This window comes from Streptomyces sp. HUAS YS2 (genome assembly GCF_033343995.1).
Classification (GTDB): Bacteria; Actinomycetota; Actinomycetes; order Streptomycetales; family Streptomycetaceae; genus Streptomyces; species Streptomyces solicathayae.
Genome location: NZ_CP137573.1, coordinates 5,627,079 through 5,645,679, shown reverse-complemented (window position 1 = coordinate 5,645,679; position 18,601 = coordinate 5,627,079). Strand labels below are relative to the sequence as shown.

General features: G+C 73.4%; 18 protein-coding genes. 9 read left to right on the top strand and 9 right to left on the bottom strand.

All coding sequences use genetic code 11. The annotated features are described in order from the left end of the window. Nucleotides 1-6: 6 nt before the first annotated feature. Both yaaA and eda read left to right on the top strand, forming a co-directional pair. Entirely contained in the window at nt 7-774 is a 768-nt protein-coding gene (gene yaaA, locus R2D22_RS26165; RefSeq protein ID WP_318107123.1) for a peroxide stress protein YaaA, read from the top strand. Between the two features lie 58 nt (nt 775-832). After that, a complete protein-coding gene (gene eda, locus R2D22_RS26160) occupies nt 833-1,447 on the top strand; it encodes a bifunctional 4-hydroxy-2-oxoglutarate aldolase/2-dehydro-3-deoxy-phosphogluconate aldolase (protein WP_318107122.1) in 615 nt (204 codons plus the stop codon). Nucleotides 1,448-1,487: 40 nt separating this feature from the next. On the opposite strand, the gene R2D22_RS26155 is transcribed toward eda, so the two are convergent. The 4 genes from R2D22_RS26155 to R2D22_RS26140 all read right to left on the bottom strand — a co-directional run bounded on the left by R2D22_RS26155 (nt 1,488) and on the right by R2D22_RS26140 (nt 5,561). After that, the gene (locus tag R2D22_RS26155) at nt 1,488-2,885 is read right to left on the bottom strand and encodes a bifunctional RNase H/acid phosphatase (protein ID WP_318107121.1); all 1,398 of its coding nucleotides are present in this window, start codon (nt 2,883-2,885) and stop codon (nt 1,488-1,490) included. Next, entirely contained in the window at nt 2,885-3,628 is a 744-nt protein-coding gene (locus R2D22_RS26150) for a zinc ribbon domain-containing protein (protein WP_318109984.1), read from the bottom strand. The genes R2D22_RS26155 and R2D22_RS26150 overlap by 1 nt, the downstream gene beginning before the upstream one ends. Next, nucleotides 3,625-4,443: a Nif3-like dinuclear metal center hexameric protein gene (locus R2D22_RS26145; RefSeq protein WP_318107120.1), complete on the bottom strand. Its 819-nt coding sequence runs from the start codon at nt 4,441-4,443 to the stop codon at nt 3,625-3,627. Before R2D22_RS26145 ends, R2D22_RS26150 begins: the two co-directional genes overlap by 4 nt. A gap of 77 nt (nt 4,444-4,520) precedes the next feature. After that, nucleotides 4,521-5,561, bottom strand: a complete 1,041-nt coding sequence (locus R2D22_RS26140) for an ABC transporter substrate-binding protein (RefSeq protein WP_318107119.1) — start codon at nt 5,559-5,561, stop codon at nt 4,521-4,523. A 245-nt stretch (nt 5,562-5,806) separates the two neighbouring features. Between R2D22_RS26140 and R2D22_RS26135 the strand changes: the two genes are divergently transcribed. Both R2D22_RS26135 and R2D22_RS26130 read left to right on the top strand, forming a co-directional pair. Further along, complete coding sequence (locus R2D22_RS26135) at nt 5,807-6,943, top strand: hypothetical protein (protein ID WP_318107118.1); 1,137 nt, start codon at nt 5,807-5,809, stop codon at nt 6,941-6,943. Nucleotides 6,944-6,993: 50 nt separating this feature from the next. Next, nucleotides 6,994-7,116 carry a hypothetical protein gene (locus R2D22_RS26130; protein WP_318107117.1) on the top strand — a complete coding sequence of 41 codons (123 nt, stop codon included), beginning with the start codon at nt 6,994-6,996 and terminating at the stop codon, nt 7,114-7,116. Nucleotides 7,117-7,480: 364 nt separating this feature from the next. Here R2D22_RS26130 and R2D22_RS26125 read toward each other — a convergent pair whose 3' ends face one another. Genes R2D22_RS26125 through R2D22_RS26115 form a run of 3 tightly spaced genes read right to left on the bottom strand, consistent with a single transcriptional unit; the run spans nt 7,481 to nt 10,389 of the window. Beyond that, nucleotides 7,481-8,425 (bottom strand): 3-oxoacyl-ACP reductase, encoded by a 945-nt coding sequence (locus R2D22_RS26125; protein WP_318107116.1) that lies wholly within the window; start codon nt 8,423-8,425, stop codon nt 7,481-7,483. 11 nt (nt 8,426-8,436) lie between these two features. Continuing rightward, nucleotides 8,437-9,513, bottom strand: a complete 1,077-nt coding sequence (locus R2D22_RS26120; protein ID WP_318107115.1) for a Zn-dependent alcohol dehydrogenase — start codon at nt 9,511-9,513, stop codon at nt 8,437-8,439. Between the two features lie 21 nt (nt 9,514-9,534). After that, entirely contained in the window at nt 9,535-10,389 is an 855-nt protein-coding gene (locus R2D22_RS26115) for a MaoC/PaaZ C-terminal domain-containing protein (protein WP_318107114.1), read from the bottom strand. 296 nt (nt 10,390-10,685) lie between these two features. Here R2D22_RS26115 and R2D22_RS26110 point away from each other — a divergent pair, with 296 nt between their 5' ends. From R2D22_RS26110 to R2D22_RS26090, 5 genes are all read left to right on the top strand, one after another. Beyond that, a complete protein-coding gene (locus tag R2D22_RS26110; RefSeq protein ID WP_318107113.1) occupies nt 10,686-11,597 on the top strand; it encodes an ABC transporter ATP-binding protein in 912 nt (303 codons plus the stop codon). Then, nucleotides 11,594-12,316 (top strand): ABC transporter permease, encoded by a 723-nt coding sequence (locus R2D22_RS26105; protein WP_411977079.1) that lies wholly within the window; start codon nt 11,594-11,596, stop codon nt 12,314-12,316. Before R2D22_RS26110 ends, R2D22_RS26105 begins: the two co-directional genes overlap by 4 nt. Nucleotides 12,317-12,328: 12 nt before the next feature. Next, nucleotides 12,329-13,498 carry a sensor histidine kinase gene (locus tag R2D22_RS26100; RefSeq protein WP_318107112.1) on the top strand — a complete coding sequence of 390 codons (1,170 nt, stop codon included), beginning with the start codon at nt 12,329-12,331 and terminating at the stop codon, nt 13,496-13,498. Next, entirely contained in the window at nt 13,495-14,100 is a 606-nt protein-coding gene (locus R2D22_RS26095; RefSeq protein ID WP_318107111.1) for a response regulator, read from the top strand. The genes R2D22_RS26100 and R2D22_RS26095 overlap by 4 nt, the downstream gene beginning before the upstream one ends. 75 nt (nt 14,101-14,175) lie before the next feature. Beyond that, nucleotides 14,176-15,819, top strand: coding sequence for a serine/threonine-protein kinase (locus R2D22_RS26090; protein WP_318107110.1), 1,644 nt, complete (start codon nt 14,176-14,178; stop codon nt 15,817-15,819). A 47-nt stretch (nt 15,820-15,866) separates the two neighbouring features. On the opposite strand, the gene R2D22_RS26085 is transcribed toward R2D22_RS26090, so the two are convergent. Both R2D22_RS26085 and R2D22_RS26080 read right to left on the bottom strand, forming a co-directional pair. Further along, a complete protein-coding gene (locus R2D22_RS26085; RefSeq protein ID WP_411977078.1) occupies nt 15,867-17,330 on the bottom strand; it encodes an MFS transporter in 1,464 nt (487 codons plus the stop codon). 73 nt (nt 17,331-17,403) lie between these two features. Next, on the bottom strand, nt 17,404-18,600 hold the full coding sequence (locus tag R2D22_RS26080) for a lipid-transfer protein (protein ID WP_318107108.1): 1,197 nt from the start codon (nt 18,598-18,600) through the stop codon (nt 17,404-17,406). Nucleotide 18,601 lies beyond the last annotated feature (1 nt).

The following is an 18,601-nucleotide window of genomic DNA, read 5'->3' as shown; positions in this document are numbered from 1 at the left end:
AACCACGTGCTCGTGCTGTTGCCGCCGTCGGAAGGTAAGGCCGCTTCCGGGGGCGGGGCGCCGCTGAAGGCGGAGTCGCTGTCGCTGCCGGGTCTCGCCGAGGCGCGGGCCGCGGTTCTGGACGAGCTCGTCGAGCTGTGCCTGGCCGACGAGGAGAAGGCGCGCGAGGTCCTTGGGCTGAGCGAGGGGCTGCGGGGGGAGGTCGCGAAGAACACCGGGCTGCGGACGGCGGGCGCGCGTCCTGCCGGGGAGATCTACACCGGCGTGCTCTACGACGCCCTGGGCCTGGCGACGCTGGACGCGGCGGCGCGGAAGCGGGCGCGGGCGTCGCTGCTGGTGTTCTCCGGGCTGTGGGGTGCCGTGCGGGTGGACGACCGGATTCCGTCGTACCGCTGCTCGATGGGTGTGAAGCTGCCCGGGCTCGGCGCGCTGGGCGCGCACTGGCGCGGGCCGATGGCGACGGTGATGCCGGAGGCCGCCGGGGACGGGCTCGTGCTCGACCTGCGCTCGTCGGCCTACGCGGCGGCGTGGCGGCCCAAGGGCGAGGTCGCGGAGCGGACGGCGACGGTGCGGGTGCTGCACGCGCCGACGCGGAAGGTCGTGAGCCACTTCAACAAGGCCACGAAGGGCCGGATCGTGCGGAGCCTGCTGGAGGCCGGGGCGGCGCCGAAGGGGCGGGCGGAACTGGTGACTGCGCTGCGGGATCTGGGGTACGTGGTCGAGGACGGGGCCAAGGCCGGGGTGCTCGACGTGCTGGTGGACGAGATCCACTAGCGTTGCATTCTGCGCAACGCTCGTTGCACCTCTTGCTTCGCCTGGGCAGGATGGGCGCATGATGAGCGTTGTCGACCTTGCCCCCGTCGTGCCCGTCGTCGTGATCGAGGACGCGGACGACGCCGTACCACTGGCCCGCGCGCTGGTCGCGGGCGGACTGCCGGCGATCGAGGTGACGCTGCGGACGCCCGCGGCGCTCGAGGCGATCCGCGCGATCGCGGCCGAGGTGCCGGAGGCGGTCGTCGGCGCGGGCACGGTCGTCTCCGCGGCGAACGTCACGGGTGCGTCGGCCGCGGGGGCGCGGTTCCTGGTGAGCCCCGGCTGGACGGAGTCCCTGCTGGACGCGATGCGCGCGTCCGGGGTGCCGTTCCTGCCGGGCGTCTCGACGACCTCGGAGGTCGTGGCGCTACTGGAGCGCGGGGTGCCTGAGATGAAGTTCTTCCCGGCGGAGGCCGCGGGCGGTGTCGCGTATCTGAAGTCGCTGTCCGGCCCGCTGCCGCAGGCCCGGTTCTGCCCGACCGGCGGCGTCACGCTCGCCTCGGCCCCGTCGTACCTCGCCCTGCCGAACGTCGGCTGCGTCGGCGGTACGTGGATGCTGCCGAAGGCGGCGCTGGAGGCGAAGGACTGGGGACGGGTGGAGGCGCTGGCCCGCGAGGCGGCGGCGCTGGGCTGACAGCGGGGCCGGGCGCGGTGTGCGCCCGGCCCCGCTGCGTTCAGCGCAGGTGGGACGTGTCGTTCAGGAGGCGTACGGACGCGTTGCCGTCCGCGTAGTACGCCACGGCCGAAAGCGAGGCCGCCGACAGTTCCATGCGGAACAGGGACTCCGGCGGGGCGCCGAGGGCCAGCCGCACCAGGGTCTTGATCGGTGTGACGTGGGTGACCAGGAGGACCGTGCGGCCCGCGTACTCCGCGGCCAGTTCGTCCCGGGTCGCCGACACGCGGCGGGCGACGGCCGTGAAGCTCTCGCCGTCGCCGGTCGGTTCGGCCTTCGGGGAGGCGAGCCAGGCGTCGAGGTCCTCGGGGTACCGCTCCCGTACCTCGCCGAAGGTCAGGCCCTCCCACGCGCCGAAGTCCGTCTCGCGCAGCCCGTCCTCGATCCGTACGTCCAGGCCCAGGCGGGCGCCGACCGCCTCCGCGGTCTGCCGGCAGCGCTTGAGCGGCGAGCTGACGATCTCCTGGATCGTGCCGCGCGCGGCGAGCGCCTCGGCGACGGCGTCGGCCTGACGCAGCCCGGCCGACGACAGCTCGGGGTCGTTGCCGCCGCTGCCGGAGAACCGCTTCTCCGGCGTGAGCGCCGTCTCGCCGTGCCGGAGGAGTACGAAGGTGGCGGGGGCGCCCATGTCGGCGGTGGCCCCCCAGCCCCGGGCGGGAGCGGGGGTGGCGGGCTCGGCCGCCGTACCGCCGTGCCGCACCGCGTACGCCGCGCCGCCCGCGGCCGCTTCGAAGTCGCCCGTCGCCGTGGTCGGCGTCGTCAGCGACGCCCGGGCCTGAGCGGCCAGGGTCTCGTCGGGGACGAAGAGCGGTTCGGCCGTCGTCGCGCGGGCCGTCGAGGACAGCGCCGCACGGGCCTTCGCGGCGCCCGCGGCCGCGTCGCCGGGCGGGCCGGCCGGGGCCGGCGGGAGCGCCGCCGCGTTGCGGGCCGCTGCGGCGTCCAGGCCGGCCGTCGAGTCCGACGGCTGCCACTGCTCGCCGCGCTTGCCCGCGTCCATCGCCTCGTTGGCGAGCCGGTCCGCGTGCTTGTTCCGCTCGCGCGGGATCCACTCGTAGCGGACCTGGCCGGCCGGCAGGATCCGGCCCGCCTCCGCCGCGAGCGGCTTCATGTCCGGGTGCTTGATCTTCCAGCGGCCGGACATCTGCTCGACGACCAGCTTGGAGTCCATCCGGACGAGGATCGACACGTCGGCCGCGCCGCCGGTCAGCTCGCGTGCCGCCGTCAGGCCGGCGATCAGGCCCTTGTACTCGGCGACGTTGTTCGTCGCGACGCCGATGTACTCGGCCCGCTCCGCCAGCGTCTCGCCGGTCGCCGCGTCCAGGACCACCGCGCCGTACCCGGCGGGCCCGGGATTGCCCCGGGAGCCGCCGTCCGCCTCGACGATCAGCCGGGCTGCCATTACAGGCCGGACTCCGCCGTACGGACCAGGATCCGGCGGCAGTTCTCGCAGCGCACCACGGTGTCCGCGGCGGCCGCGCGGACCTCGTTCAGCTCGGTGATGTTCAGCTCGATGTGGCAGCCCTCGCAGCGGCGCTGGTAGAGGCGGGCCGCGCCCACGCCGCCCTGCTGCTCGCGGAGCTTCTCGTACAGCTTCATCAGGTCCGCCGGCACAGAGCCGGCGACGAGCTCGCGCTCCTTGCCGACCGAGGCGGCCTCGCCGTCCAGCTCGGCCTGCGCGGCGTCGCGGCGGGCGGTCGCGTCCTCGGTCTTGGCCTGGACGGCGCCGACGCGCTCGGTCAGCTCGGCGACCCGCTCCTGCGCGGACTCGCGGCGCTCCATGACCTCGAGGACGACGTCCTCCAGGTCGCCCTGGCGCTTGGCGAGCGAGGCGATCTCCTTCTGGAGGTTCTCCAGGTCCTTCGGCGAGGAGACCGCGCCGGAGTCGAGACGCTGCTGGTCCCGGGTGGAGCGCTGGCGCACCTGGTCGACGTCCTGCTCCGCCTTGGTCTGCTCGCGGGCGCAGTCGCTCTCCTCCGTCTGCGCGGCGACGAGCAGGTCGCGCAACTGCGTGAGGTCCTTGGTCAGCGACTCGATCTCGGCGTGCTCGGGCAGCGACTTGCGCTTGTGCGCGAGCTGCTGGAGGCGGACGTCCAGGGCCTGGACGTCGAGGAGGCGGATCTGGTCGGCGGGCGCGGCGTTCAGTTGGGGGCTCCAGAGGAATCGTGGTGGGAAGACCAGGGGTCGGTGACCGTCTTCGAGACGTGGACGCGCAGGTCCCAGCCGTGGCGGTCGGAGATCTCGTCGAGCTGCGCGGCGGCCTGCTCGCACCAGGGCCACTCGGTGGCCCAGTGCGCGGCGTCGACGAGGCCCAGCGGAGATTGTTGGGTGGCCTCGGACACCGGGTGGTGGCGCAGGTCGGCGGTGAGGAACGCGTCCACACCGGAGGCCCGCACGACGTCGAACAGGCTGTCGCCGGAGCCGCCGCTGACGGCGACCCGGCGCAGGATCATGTCGGGGTCGCCTGCCACACGGATGCCCTGCGCGGTGCCGGGCAGCCGCTTCGCGGCGCGCTCGGCGAAGGCCCGCAGCGTCTCGGGGTGGTCGAGCTCGCAGATCCGGCCGAGGTTGTTCTCGGGGACGAGCGGTCCGGTGACCCGGAGGTCGAGGGCGCCGGCGAGGGCGTCGGAGACTCCGGGGTCGGCGGTGTCGGCGTTGGTGTGCGCGACGTGCAGGGCGATGTCGTGCTTGATCAGCGTGTGCACGACGCGGCCCTTGAAGTGGGAGGCCGCGACCGTCGTCGTACCGCGCAGGTAGAGCGGGTGGTGGGTGACGATCAGGTCGGCGCCGAGCGCGATCGCCTCGTCGGCGATCTCCTGGACGGGGTCGACGGCGAACAGCACGCGGCCGACCTCGGCGTCGGGGTCGCCGCAGACGGTGCCGACGGCGTCCCACTGCTCGGCCCGCTCGGGCGGCCAGAGGACGTCGAGTTCGGCGATGACTTCGGAGAGACGGGGCACGGGGGAAAGGCTACCTGTCCCCCGCGCCCCGCCGCCCTGGCCTGTGGACGGGCTTGTCCACAGGCCAGGGTCGCTCCCTACTTCTTGACGAGGTCCGCGCGCAGGTCGTCGAGGACCTCGTCCGCGGCGGTGACGCCGAGGCCCAGGTACCAGGTCTCGTCCGGGACGTCCTTGGCCTGGCCGGCCTTGACGGCCTTGAGGTTCTTCCAGAGCGGGTTGGCGATCGCGGTGTCGCGCTTGGTGGCCTTCGGGTCGCCGTAGACGCCGCTGAAGATCCAGTCGCCGTCGGCCTCGTCGATCTTCTCCGGGCTGATCTCGGCGGCGAGGTCGTCGATCTGCTGGTTCACCGGCCGGGGCAGGCCGGCGTCCTCGAGGATCGTGCCGATGAAGGAGGCGCGGGCGTACAGGCGGATCTTGCCCGGCAGGTAGCGGACCATGGAGACGGTCGGCTTGTCCGGGCCGATGTCGGTGCCGAGCTGCTTCGCCTTGGTCTCGTACGCGGCGAGCTTGGTCTTGGCGTCGGCGGTCTTGTCCAGGGCGGCGGCGTTCAGGAGGTAGTTCTCCTTCCAGGTGAAGCCGGGCCGGATGGAGAAGACGGTCGGGGCGATCTTCGAGAGCTCCTGGTACTTGTCCGCGGCGCGCAGCTGGCTGCCGAGGATGAGGTCGGGCTGCAGGTTGGCGATCGCCTCGAGGTTGAGGTTGTTGATCGTTCCGATGGACTTGGGGTTCCCGGCGTCCTTCTTCAGGTACGTGGGGATGCCATCGTCACCCTCGGACGGCGCATAGCCGACGGGCTTGATCCCGAGCGAGACGACGTTGTCCAGCTCGCCGACGTCGAGCACGACGACGCGCTTGGGGGCGGCCTTCAGCTCGGTCCTGCCCATGGCGTGGGTGAGGGTGCGGGGGAACTGGCCGGGCTTGGCGTCCGTGCCCATGGCGGCGGTCTTGGCCGCCGCGTCGCCGAAGCCCTTGCCGCCCTGGGCGACGTCCTTCTTGCCGGCCTCGGCCTTCTTCTCCGAGGTGGCGCCGGTCGCGCCGTCGCCGCCTCCGCAGGCGGCGAGGGAGAGGGCGGCGGCGAGGGCGACGGCTGCGGCGGTGCCACGGCGGCGGAGGGACATGGGGCGGACTCCTGTACGGGACGGTGACGGGTGCGGGTCGGGAGCGGCTTGGGGCGACCCCGAGCGGAGCCTCGGACTCCACTTAGGGTCGCCTTACCTTACCCATCTCCCTCATCTCCAGCACAATCACCCCCTCCCGCTCAGGAGAATCGATTCGCGGCCACCCTTATGTGTGAAGTGCCAGGTCTCGTGTTGTTCGGCAGGAAGTGCGAAAACTAGCTTCGATGGCCGGAGGTGACGAGTCGATGACAGCGTGTGCCATCGAGGCGGCCGCGGGGAACGACGGCGCGGCACGGCCGACGAAGTTCATGATCACGGCGAACGGGGCGTACGCGGCCCGGCTCGCGGGGAGCGGCGACGCGCTGTACGCGGAGCGCTGGACGCTCGACGGGCCGGAGCCGTACGCGGTGCCGCTGCCGCTCGACCAGCCGGAGGAGCCCGACACGCAGGTGCTGCCGCTGGCGGACGGCCGCGTGCTCATCTGCCGGCGGGTGGCGGGACGGCAGGCGTTCTCGCTGCTGTACCCGACGGGGCCGCGGACCGGCGAACTGCCGCTGGGCGCAGTCGGGTCCGGGGCGGACGGGTCCGGGCCGGTCGCGGAGCTGCGGCTGCTGCCGCCGTCGCCGGACGGCACGTGCGCGTACGCGACGGCCGTCGGCCCGGACACCACGGAGCTGTGGCTGGTGGCGGGCGGGGCGTTCGGGCCGGAGCGGGTGGCGGAGATCAAGGGCGCCTGCACGGGCGGGGTGTGGCTGGACCGTACGGGGCGGATGCTCGCGCTCGACCGACGCCTCGACGACGGGCCGGTGAAGGCGGTGGCGGTCGACCTGGAGCGGGGCGGTGAGGTGACGCCGCTGCTCCAGATCACCGAGGAGAGCGACGACCGGCTGCTGCTCGCGGACCCGGACAGCGGGCTGCTGATGATCGGCTCGGACGCGCCGTCGCCGGGGCGGGAGCGGCTGGGGTGGGGGGTGCTGGGGAGTACGCGACCGGTGCGCTTCCCGGAGTGCCTCCGGCCGGTGGACGCGGACGTGACTCCGTTCGCCGTGCAGCCGGGGCAGGTGCTGCTCCCGGAGAGCTGCTGGGTGGCGCTGCGGGTGGACGCGGGGGCGGGCAGCTGGGTGGGCATGTGGCGGCCCACGTCGCGCCGGTTGCTCCAACTGGCCTCGCCGCTGGGGTGGCTGGCGGGGGCGGGCCTGTGGACGCCGGAGGCGGTGCTGCGGCTGCCGTACGCGACGGACGGCGTGCCGTGCGGCCTGGCGGGTCTGGAGGTCCCGGAGGAGCCGCCTGAGCCGGCGCCGGTGGTGGAGGTCTGCCGTCCGGTTCCGCTGCAGCAGGCGCCGCTGACGGGTGCAAGTCCGCGGCCCGGCAAGGCTCGTTAGACTCACGCCCCGCTAGGCACGAAAGCGATCAACACGGGGTGAGTTCCACCATGCAGGAAACCAGCAAGGACACGACCGAGACCGCAGCAGGCCGCCACCGCGGCGCCCCGGCCCCCCAGGAGGAGCCCACAGGCGCCCCCCACGGCCGCCACCGCCGCGACGGCGAGGAGTAGGGGCCGGGCGGAAGTCCCCCACCCCGCCCCTTCCCGAAACCCTGCCGGGGGCTGGTGGGGGTGAGGGCAGGGGGCTCACGTCCCGCGCCGAACCCGCCGGGCCCACGGCCCGGCGGAGCAGAGGGACACGGGGGGGCGAAGCCCCCGACCCCCGAAGCGGCAGCTCCGCGCCGCAAGCCCGGGGACGCCCCCGGACTCCGTCCGGGGAGGGCGGGGTGGAGGGTTTGACGCTCGCCCCCGCCACAGGGGGCAGCGCCGCCGCCCCAGGCACCACCGAGCGGCAGCTTCGCGCCGCACAGGGCAGGAGCCCCCGGACTGCGTCCGGGAGGGGGAGGTGGGGGCGGTATCCGCCCCCACCTCCCCCTCAGGACTCGTGCTTCAGGCCCAGGATCTCCGCTGCCGCGAAGGTTTCGCCCTGGGGGCGGGTTGCGTAGTGGGGGGTCAGGAGGCTGTCCAACTCCTCGTACGTGAAGGTGGACTTGGCGGTGTCGAACTTCGCCGCGACCTTCGGGCGGTCCACCACCGCGACCATGCCGCCGTGGACGACCAGGAGTTGGCCGTTCACCCCGGCCGCGGCCGGGGAGGCCAGGTAGCCGACCAAGGGGGCCACGTGGTCGGGGGACAGGGGGTCGAGTTCGCCGGCGTGGGGTTCCGCGAAGCCGGCGAAGACGTCCTCCGTCATTCTCGTCCGCGCCCGCGGACAGATCGCGTTGGCCGTCACGCCGTACTTGGCCAGCGCCAGCGCCGTGGACGTCGTCAGGCCGACGATGCCGCCCTTCGCCGCCGCGTAGTTCGGCTGGCCGGCCGAGCCCGCCAGGAACGCCTCCGACGAGGTGTTGACGATGCGGCCGTAGACCCCCGTCTCCCCCGCCTTCGCGCGGCCGCGCCAGTGCACCGCGGCGAAGTGCGTCGTGTTGAAGTGGCCCTTCAGGTGGACCCGGATGACCGAGTCCCACTCGTCCTCGCTCATCGAGAAGACCATCCGGTCCCGCAGGATCCCCGCGTTGTTGACCAGGATGTCCAGCTTCCCGAACTGCTCCACCGCCAGGTCCACCAGACCCCGCGCCGTCTCGAAGTCCGCGACGTCGCCGAGGTGCGCGACCGCGCGCCCGCCGGCCGCGCGGATCTCCTCCGCGACCTGCTCCGCCGGCGCCGCCGACGCCGCGCCCGATCCGTCCCGGCCCGGCTGCCCGTAGTCGTTGACGACGACGGCCGCGCCGAGCCGGGCGAGTTCGAGCGCCTCGGCCCGGCCGAGCCCCCGCCCCGCGCCCGTGACGATCGCGCTCAGGCCCTCAAGAGGGAGTGACATCCAGGGTCCTCTCAGATCTCGATGCACGTACGCAGCGCCACGCCCGTACGCATCTGGTCGATCGCCTCGTTGATCCCGGCGAGCGGCACCCGGTGGGTGATCAGCGACGCCAGGTCGATCCGGCCCGCCCGCCACAGCGCGATGGCCCGCTCGTACGAGGTGAGCACGTCGCCGCCGCCGTACATCGACGGCAGGATCTTCTTCTCGTCGAAGAACAGCTCGAACATGTTGAGCTGCAGGAAGTCGTCGAGCGCGCCCGCCCCGACGACGCACAGCGTGCCGCCGCGCCGGGTCGTCTCGTACGCCGTCCGCGCGGTCGCGGACTTGCCGACCACCTCGAAGACGTAGTCGAAGCCCTCCCCGGCCGTGATCCGCTGCTTCGCGTCCGCCAGCGCGTCCGGCGCGACCGCCTCCGTCGCGCCGAACCGCAGCGCCGCCTCCCGCCGCGACTCCACCGGGTCGACCGCGACGATCTGGGCGGCGCCCTTCAGCTTGGCGCCCTGGATCGCGGAGATGCCGACGCCGCCGCAGCCGATCACCGCGACCGACGAACCGGCCTCCACCTTCGCCGTGTTGATCGCCGCGCCGAGCCCGGTCGTGACGCCGCAGCCGATCAGCGCGGCGATGTCGAACGGCACGTCGTCCGGGATGGGCACGGCGCAGCCGGCGGCGACCACGACCTCCTCCGCGAACGTCCCCGTCCCGGCGAAGCCGAAGACGTCCCCGCCGGGCCGCTTGAAGTTGGGCACGCCCGCGTTCATGAAGCTGGCCAGGCACAGCTGCGTCTGGCCGCGCTTGCACGCCGCGCAGGTGCCGCAGGCCGGCAGCCAGCACAGCAGCACCCGGTCGCCGGGGTTCAGCCCGGTGACGCCGTCGCCGACGTCGAGGATCTCGCCCGCGCCCTCGTGCCCGGGGACGAACGGCGCCGGCTGCGGCAGCACCCCGCTCATCGCCGAGACGTCGGAGTGGCAGAGGCCGGTGGCCCGGACCCGGATGCGTACCTTGCCGGGGCCGAAGCCCACCGCCTCGACGTCGTCGAGGACTTCCAGTTTCTCCTGGCCTATCTCGTGCAGTACGGCTGCGCGCATGGTGCGGCTCCAATCACGAAATCACGCGTGTTCGACGACGGTGTCGGCGAGGACCGGAGCGTCGTCCCGTTCCGCGGCCGTCACGGACACCTGGACGTGGCCGTCCCCGGCCCACATCCGGATGCGCAGGGTCTCGCCGGGGAAGACCACCCCGGCGAAGCGGGTGCGGTACGAGCGGACGCGCGCGACGTCGCCGCCGAGCAGCGTGTCGACGACCGCCTTGAGCGTCATCCCGTACGTGCAGAGCCCGTGCAGGATGGGCCGGTCGAAGCCGGCCAGCTTGGCGAACTCGGGGTCGGCGTGCAGCGGGTTCCAGTCGCCGGAGAGCCGGTACAGCAGCGCCTGCTCCTCGCGGATCGCCCGTTCGACCGTGCGGTCCGGCGCGCGGTCGGGCAGCTCGGTGCGGGCCGAGGGCCCGCGGTCGCCGCCCCAGCCGCCCTCGCCGCGGACGAAGATCTGGGAGTCGCTGGTCCACAGCGGCCCGTCGTCGTCGGCGGCCTCGGAGCGCAGGACGAGAACGGCGGCCTTGCCCTTGTCGTACACGGCGGCGACCCGGGACGTGGACACGGCCCGCCCGCCGACCGGGATGGGGCGGTGCACGGTGACGGTCTGCCCGCCGTGCAGCACCGCGGCGAGGTCGATGTCGATCCCGGGGGCGGACAGGCCGCCGACGACGGCCGTTCCGGCGCCCGCGACGGTGGCGAAGCTGGGCAGGACGTGGAGCCGGGACTCGAGGGTGTAGCGGAGCTCGTCGGGGTCCGTCGCGGGGACGCCCGCGCCGAGGCCGAGGTGGTAGAGCTGGATGTCCTTGTGGTCCCAGGAGATCTCGGCGCTGCGGGGCTCGGCGGCGATCGCCTTGGCGGCATCGATGGGCATGTGGATGCTGCTCCTTGAGGGAGGTAAAGACCTCGGTGCGACCGTCCGCACCGTCGGCCGCACCGAGGCCGTGCGGGACCGGCCCTGTCACATCCGTTCTGGCCGTTCTAGAACGCGTTCTAGGCCGGTGGTCCCCATGTATAGCCGAGCCTTCGGTAGTTGTGAACCCTCTTCGCTGACGAAGCGTCAGATAACCGGCGGCACACCGGCCGTCGGGGGACCCAGGACATTTGTCACCGCCGGGTCCGTACATTCACTCCTGCCGCGCCTCGCCGCCGCTCCGTAGCGTCGTCGGCATGAGGAACGAGCCCGCAGTCGCCTTCGAGACTGTCACCAAGTCCTTCGGGACGGTCCGCGCCGTGGACGCCGTCGACCTGACGATCCGGCGCGGCGAGACCGTCGCCCTCCTCGGCCGCAACGGCGCGGGGAAGTCCACCTCCATCGGCCTGCTGCTCGGCCTGGACGAGCCCGACTCCGGCCGGGTCCTGCTGTACGGGGACGCCCCCGCGAAGGCCGTCCGGGCCGGCCGGGTCGGCGCGATGCTCCAGGAGGGGCGCGCCGTCCCCCGGGTCACCGTCGGCGAGCTCCTCGCCTTCGTCTCCCGCGCCTACCCGTCGCCGATGCCGGTGGCCGAGGCCCTGGAGCTGGCCGGGCTGACCGAGTTCGCCGGCCGCCGGGTCGACCGGCTGTCCGGCGGCCAGACCCAGCGCGTCCGGTTCGCCGTGGCGCTCTCCGGGAACCCCGAGCTGATCGTGCTCGACGAACCGACCGCGGCGCTCGACGTGGAGGCCCGGCAGGTCTTCTGGGACGCGATGCGCGGCTATGCCCGGCGCGGCAACACGGTGCTGTTCTCCACGCACTACCTGGAGGAGGCCGACGCGTACGCGGACCGGATCGTGGTCGTCGACCACGGCCGGGTCCTCGCGGACGGGACGGCGGCGGAGCTGAAGCGGAACGCCGGCGGCAGCACGGTCGCCTTCGACCTGGCAGGCGGCCCCTCGGACGGCCTCGAACTGCTCCCCGGGGTCACCTCCGTGGAGGTCCGCGGCGACCGGGCCCGGCTCCGTACCGACGACTCCGACGCGACCGTCCGGGCGCTCGCCGCCGCGGACGCGGTCCGCGGCCTGGAGGTCGCGCCGCTCTCCCTGAACGACGCCTTCCTCTCCCTGACCTCCGCCCACCGGAAGACCCTGGAGACCGTCCGATGATCACCGCGTACGTGAAGCTGGAAGTCCGCCGCACCCTGCGCGACGTCGGGTTCGCGATCGGCAGCATCGGGGTGCCGGTGATGATGTACCTGCTCTTCACCAACCTCGGCGGCGGCGACGCCGGTGGGTGGAAGACCGCCTCCATGGTCGGCATGGCCGCGTACGGCGCGCTGAACGCGGCGCTCTCGGTGGGCGGCGGGGTCGCCGAGGACAAGTCGATCGGCTGGCTGCGGCAGCTGCGGGTCACCCCGATGACCCCGCGCCAGGTGGTGGTCGGCCGGACGCTGACCGGTGCGGTCGTCGTGGTGCCCGCCATCATCGCCGTGATGGCCGCCGGCGCCCTGGTCAACGGGGTCCGGATGGACGCCTGGCAGTGGCCGGTGGTGGCCCTCGTGCTCTGGCTCGGCTCGCTGCCGTTCACCCTGCTCGGCCTCGGCAACGGCTACCGCCTGACGCCGCAGGCGACGGGTGTGGTGAACATCGCCTCGAACATGGGTCTCGCGGTGGTCGGCGGCCTGTGGTTCCCGACCGAGCTGTTCCCCGGCTGGCTGCGCGCCATCTCCGGTTTCACGCCCACCAACCGGTTCGCCGAGCTGGGCCGGGCGATCGCGGAGGGCTCCGCGCCCCATCTCGTGACGGTGGCGGTCATCACCGTCTGGACCTTGCTCTTCGGCGCGTACGCGGTGTTCTCGTACCGTCGTTCCGCCAGGACGATCTGAGGGGGAGCCGGGATGCGCGCGTTCGGAGGACCGGGCGGGGAGAGCAGGCGGCGCAGGGCGTGGCGACCCGAGAGCATGGGCCCGCCGAACGGTTTCTCGTTGCTGCCGTGGCTGCTGATGGGGATGGGCGCGGTGTCCAACCTGCTGCAGGGCCGGAACCCGCATCCGGTCGCCGCGGGTGTGGGCGTGTTCCTCTTCAACTCGCTCTACGTCGCGGTGGTGATGCGGGCCTTCAACCGGAGGATGCGCGAGGCGCCGACCACGTGGTGGCTGCTGGGGCTCCTGACGGCGGTCACGCTGGCCCTGGCGATCGCCTTCGGCGGCCCGTACCTGCTCTTCTTCCCGCTCCTCGGTCTGGCCGTCGGCTCGGTCACGCGGGGCCGGCGGGTGCCGCAGGTGGTGTTCCCGCTGGTGGTGACCGCAGGGGTGGTGGCCGGGGTGCGGGACGGGTGGGGCGCGATCAACGTCGCGTACGGGACGTTCATCTCGTCCATGGTGACGGCGGCCGTTCTCGCCCTGTCGGAGACGGTGAAGGAGCTGCGTGAGACCCGGCAGGAGCTGGCCCGGACGGCGGTGGAGAAGGAGCGGCTGCGGTTCTCCCGCGATCTGCACGACCTGCTCGGGCACACGCTCTCGGTCATCGTGGTGAAGTCGGAGGCGGCGCGCCGGCTCGCGCCGCGGGACCTGGACGCGGCGCTGGTCCAGATCACCGACATCGAGTCGGTGGGCCGGCAGGCGCTCACCGAGATCCGCGAGGCGGTCACCGGCTACCGGGAGGGCAGTCTCGGCACCGAGCTGGACCGGGCCAGGGACGCGCTGACCAGCGCGGGAATCGAGCCGGTGGTCCGCCGGTCGGGGCCGCCGCTGCAGCCGCAGACGGAGGCGCTGTTGAGCTGGGTGGTCCGCGAGTCGGTGACGAACGCGCTGCGGCACAGCGGGGCGACACGGTGCGAGATCGAGGTGGCGGGCGGCCCGGAGCAGGTGCGTCTCACGGTGAGCGACAACGGCCGGGGGACGGACGACGAGTCGGGTCCCGGCAGCGGTCTGAAGGGGTTGCGCGAGCGGGTGGCAGCCGCAGGCGGCACTCTTGAATCGGGACCGGTCCCCCGGGGCGGGTTCCGGGTCGTCGCGGAACTCCCCGTAGAGGCCCTGGTGTCGACGGAGCTGGAGCCGACCGAATGATCAGAGTCCTTCTCGCCGAGGACCAGGGCATGATGCGCGGCGCGCTGGCGCTGCTCCTGGGGATGGAGCCGGACATCGAGGTCGTCGCCCAGGTGGGCCGGGGGGACGAGATCGTGGAGGCGGCGCTGGTGAACCGCCCCGAGGTGGCGCTGCTCGACATCGAACTGCCGGGCCGCAGCGGCCTGGACGCGGCGGCCGACCTGCGCGAGGAGGTGCCGGACTGCCGGGTGCTGATCCTGACGACCTTCGGGCGGCCCGGCTACCTGCGCCGGGCGATGGAGGCCGGGGCGGCCGGCTTCCTGGTGAAGGACGGCCCGGTGGAGGACCTCGCGGCGTCGATCCGCAAGGTGCTGCGCGGCGAGACGGTCATCGATCCGGCGCTGGCCGCGGCCGCGCTGAGCGCGGGCCCGAACCCGCTGACCGCCCGGGAACGCGACGCGCTGGGCGCGTCGGTGGACGGCGCGACGATCGCCGACATCGCCGCGACGCTGCACCTCTCGGAGTCGACGGTACGGAACTACCTGTCGTCCGCGATCGGCAAGACGGGCACCCGCAACCGCATGGAGGCGGTACGAGCCGCCCGGCAGCAGGGCTGGCTCTGAGCGGACCCCCTCCTCGCGCCCCCTGTCGCCCTCGTGGTCAACTGAGCGTCGATCGAGAGATCTTGGGGGGGTTCGATGACGGAGACGACGGCGGTGTTCCGGCCGCTGCGGGAGGACGATCCGCGCCTGGTGGGTCGCTATCGCCTCGCCGCCCGGCTCGGCGCGGGCGGCATGGGCCAGGTCTACCTGTCGCACACGCCCGGCGGACGACCGGTGGCCGTCAAGGTGGTGCGGCCCGAGCTGGCCGACGACCCGGACTTCCGCAAGCGGTTCCGCCGGGAGGTCGGGGCGGCCCGGCGGGTCAAGGGCGCGTACACCGCGGAACTGATCGACGCCGACGCGGACGGCGTCCGGCCCTGGCTCGCCACGCTGTACGTTCCAGGGCCCTCCTTGGCCGAGGTCGTCGCCCGGCACGGCCCGCTGCCGGCGCCGGCCGTGCTGTGGATGCTGGCGGGGGTGGCCGAGGCGCTGCAGGTCATCCACGGCGAGGGGATCGTGCACCGCGACCTGAAGCCGTCGAACGTCCTGCTGGCCGCCGACGGACCGCGCGTGATCGACTTCGGCATCTCGCTGGCCGCCGACGCCACCTCGCACACCGCCACGGGCGCCGTCATCGGCACGCCGACGTTCATGGCGCCCGAGCAGGCCTCCGGGGGCGAGATCACCGCGGCGACCGACGTGTTCGCACTCGGCCAGACAGCGGCGTTCGCCGCGCTCGGGCAGCCGCTGTACGGGGAGGGCACGTCGGCCGGCGTGCTGTACCGGATCGTGCACAACGAGCCCGAGCTGGACCGACTGCCCGCGCAGCTCCGCCCGTTGATCGCCCGCTGTCTGGCCGCGGACCCGAATCAGCGAGCCGCCCCGGCGGAGATCGTCGAGTGGTGCCGGCAGCGGCTCGGCCCGGACGCGGACGGCGGCGGGGCGCCGCCGGTCTGGCAGGAGCTGCGTGGCCCGGACCTGCCGGTCCCGGCGCCGGTGCCGCACCCCACCCCGGTCGTGACGCAGGCGGTGTACGCCCGCAACGAGCCGTTCGCCCCGCCGCAGCCACCGCCCCCGGCGAGCCCCGAGGAGCGGCGGGCCCGCCGCCGCAGGGCACTCGTCACGACGGTCGCCGTGATGGCGGGGGTGCTGCTCCTCGCGGGGCTGGTGAGCATGATCGCGGACGGCGCGGGCCGGCTCCTGGAGCGGAGCGCATCGGTGACGCCGAGCGGGAAGGCGTCCCTCGCACCGGACCCCAAGGGCACTCCGGGTACCAAGGACTCCGCCCGACCGTCGTCCCCCGGTGCGACGACCACGCCGAATCCGCGGCGCGCCCCGACGGACGCCGAACCACCGGAGGCCACGCTCTACCCCAGCCTGTGGCTCGGCATCGAGAACTCGATGGACCTCACCGAGCCGATCCGGCCGATGGGCCGGGAGGACCGCAAGGGAGACATCCGGCTCAACTGCGAGTACGGCTGCATGCTGAAGAGCCGCAGCAGTGTGATGACCCTGCTCGACGGCAAGCAGCGCGGCACGTACGCGACATGCCGCGCCGCCCTCGGCCGCTCCGCCCGCCACGACCTTCCGCTGGCCGGGGCGAAGACGGGCAGCGACATCTGCGTCAAGCTCGAGTCCGGGGACATCGCCCTGCTCGAAGTCAAGACGAAGTCGACGGCGGTGCCGTCACTGGCCTTCGTGACGGCGGACCTGAGGATCTGGCGCCCCGAACGGCCCTGACCGGCGCCACGCGCCCGGCAGGATCCGGCCTGATCCTGAAGACACCCCTAGGCCTTCTCGCTCGCCGTCCCGGAAGGCCTCGGAAGCCACAGCAGCATCAGCACCACCGCCGCGAGGAGGACGCCGGTGGCGGTGCGGAAGGCGAGGGCGTAGCCCTCCGTCAGGGCCTCGGGGCTCGTCCGGCCGCCGGTGCGGGCGGCGGCGACGGTGGACAGGACCGCGAGGCCCAGTGCGCCGCCCATGGTGCGGGAGGTGTTGACGAGGCCGGAGACGAGTCCGGCCTCGCCGGGGGCGGTGCCGGAGGTGGCGAGGGAGGCCAGCGGGGTGATCACCAGGCCCATGCCGACCATCATCAGGACGCCCGGGCCCAGGATGGTGACGAGGAACGAGCCGTCGGCGGTCATGGTCGACTGCCAGCCGAATCCGGTCGCCGCGACCAGCGCGCCGAGGACGGCGAGGTTCCGGGCCCCGGTGACCGGGATGAGCCGCGGGGCCAGTTTGGAGCCGACGATGACGCTCACCGAACTGGGCACCAGGGCGAGTCCGGCCTGGAGCGGGGTGTAGCCGAGGACGCCCTGCGCGTACACCGTCATGAAGAACCACATGCCGAACGAGGTCGAACCGACCACCAGCATCGACACGTTGGCCGCCGCGACCGCCCGCGACCGGAACACCCGCAGCGGCATCAGCGGGGCCGCCGTACGGGCCTCCACGGCGACGAACGTGCCGAGCAGCGCCAGTCCGCCGAGCAGCGGTACGAGGGTGGCCGAGGCTCCCCAGCCGGTCTGCTCCGTCTGCGCGATGCCGTACGCGACGGCCGCGAGGCCGCCGGTGACCAGGATCGCGCCGGGCAGGTCGAGCTTCCGGCCACCGCCGGTACGGCTCTCGGTCAACCACAGGACGCCACCCGCCATCACGAGCACGCCGACGGGGACGTTGATGAGCAGCACCCAGCGCCAGGAGAGCAGGTCCACCAGGACGCCGCCGACGAAGCCGCCCGCCGCGCCGCCGGCCGCGCCGACCGCGGTCCAGGTGCCGATGGCCCGGGTCCGGGCGGGCCCGGCGGGCACGGCGGCGGTGACGAGGGTGAGCGTCGCGGGCGCGAGGACGGCGGCGCCGAGGCCCTGCACGGCCCGGGCGGCCACCAACTGCCACCCTTCCTGGGCCAGTCCGCCGGCCACCGACGCGGCGGTGAACAGCCCGAGCCCGAGCAGGAAGATCCTCTTGCGGCCGAAGAGGTCCGCGGCCCGCCCGCCGAGCAGCATGAACCCCGCGAAGGCGATCGAGTACGCGTTGACCACCCATTGCAGCCCCACGGCCGACAGCCCGAGGTCGGAACGCATCGACGGCAGCGCGACGTTCACCACCGACACGTCGAGGACGACGAGGAACTGTGCGGCGCACGCGGCGAGGACGACGAGCCAGGTGCGGGGGTCGGGACGTGCGGGGGCGGGCTTCTCGGCTGCGGGTTGTTCGGCGGCGGGGGACGCGGTGCGCTCGGGGTGGGCCATGGCTGTCATGGTCGCAGACGGCCACTGCCCCGTACATCGGGATTCGGCCCCACCCCCGTACCGGTCCTGAGACCTACGACCTGCGCAGCATCGTCACCACCGCCGCGCCGCCGAGACCGATGTTGTGCGCGAGCCCGACGCGGGCCCCGTCGACCTGTCGCGGGCCCGCCTCGCCGCGCAGCTGCCAGACCAGTTCGGCGGCCTGCGCGAGCCCGGTGGCGCCCAGCGGGTGGCCCTTGGAGATCAGCCCGCCGGACGGGTTGACCACCCAGCGCCCGCCGTACGTCGTCGCGCCGGACTCGACGAGCTTGCCCGAGGCGCCCTCCTCGCACATGCCGAGCGCCTCGTAGGTGAGCAGCTCGTTGATGGAGAAGCAGTCGTGGAGTTCGACGACGTCGACGTCCTCGATGCCGAGCCCGGAGGTCTCGTACACCTTGCGGGCGGCGGCCCGGGACATCGGCCGGCCGACGACGTCGATGCAGGAGCCGGAGGCGAAGGACTCCTCGGTGTCGGTGGTCATCGCCTGGCCGGCGATCTCCACGGCCCGGTCGTGCAGCCCGTGTTCGACGACGAAGCGCTCGGAGACGACGACGGCGGCCGCCGCGCCGTCGGACGTGGGCGAGCACTGGAGTTTGGTCAGCGGCCGGTGGATGGTCTTCGCCGCGAGGATCTCCTCGACCGTGTACACGTCCTGGAACTGGGCGCGCGGGTTGTCCGCGGAGTGCCGGTGGTTCTTCGCGCCGACCGCGGCGAGCTGCGCCTCGGTGGTGCCGTACCGCTCCATGTGCTCGCGGGCCGCGTTGCCGAAGATCTGCGCGGTCGGCGGGGACATCTCGAAGCCGTGCCCGGCGGCCATCACGCCGTAGTGCCGGGCGACCGGAGACGTCTTGAAATCGCCCCCGTCGGAGCCGCCGCCGAGCGCGCCGCGGGCCATCTTCTCGAAGCCCAGCGCGAGCACGCAGTCGCTGATGCCGCCCTCGACGAACTGCCGGGCCATCATCAGCGCGGAGGAGCCGGTCGCGCAGTTGTTGTTGACGTTGTAGACGGGCACGCCGGTCAGGCCGAGTTCGTACGCGGCGCGCTGCCCGGCCGTCGAGGCCTGGAAGCAGTAGCCGACGGGCACCTGCTGCACCTGCGCGTACGCGACCCCGGCGTCGGCGAGCGCGGCGGTGCCGGCCTCCTTCGCCATGTCCCAGTACTGCCAGTCGCGTGTCTCGGGCTTCTCGAAGTTCGTCATCCCGACGCCGACGATGTACGCCTTCATGGCCATG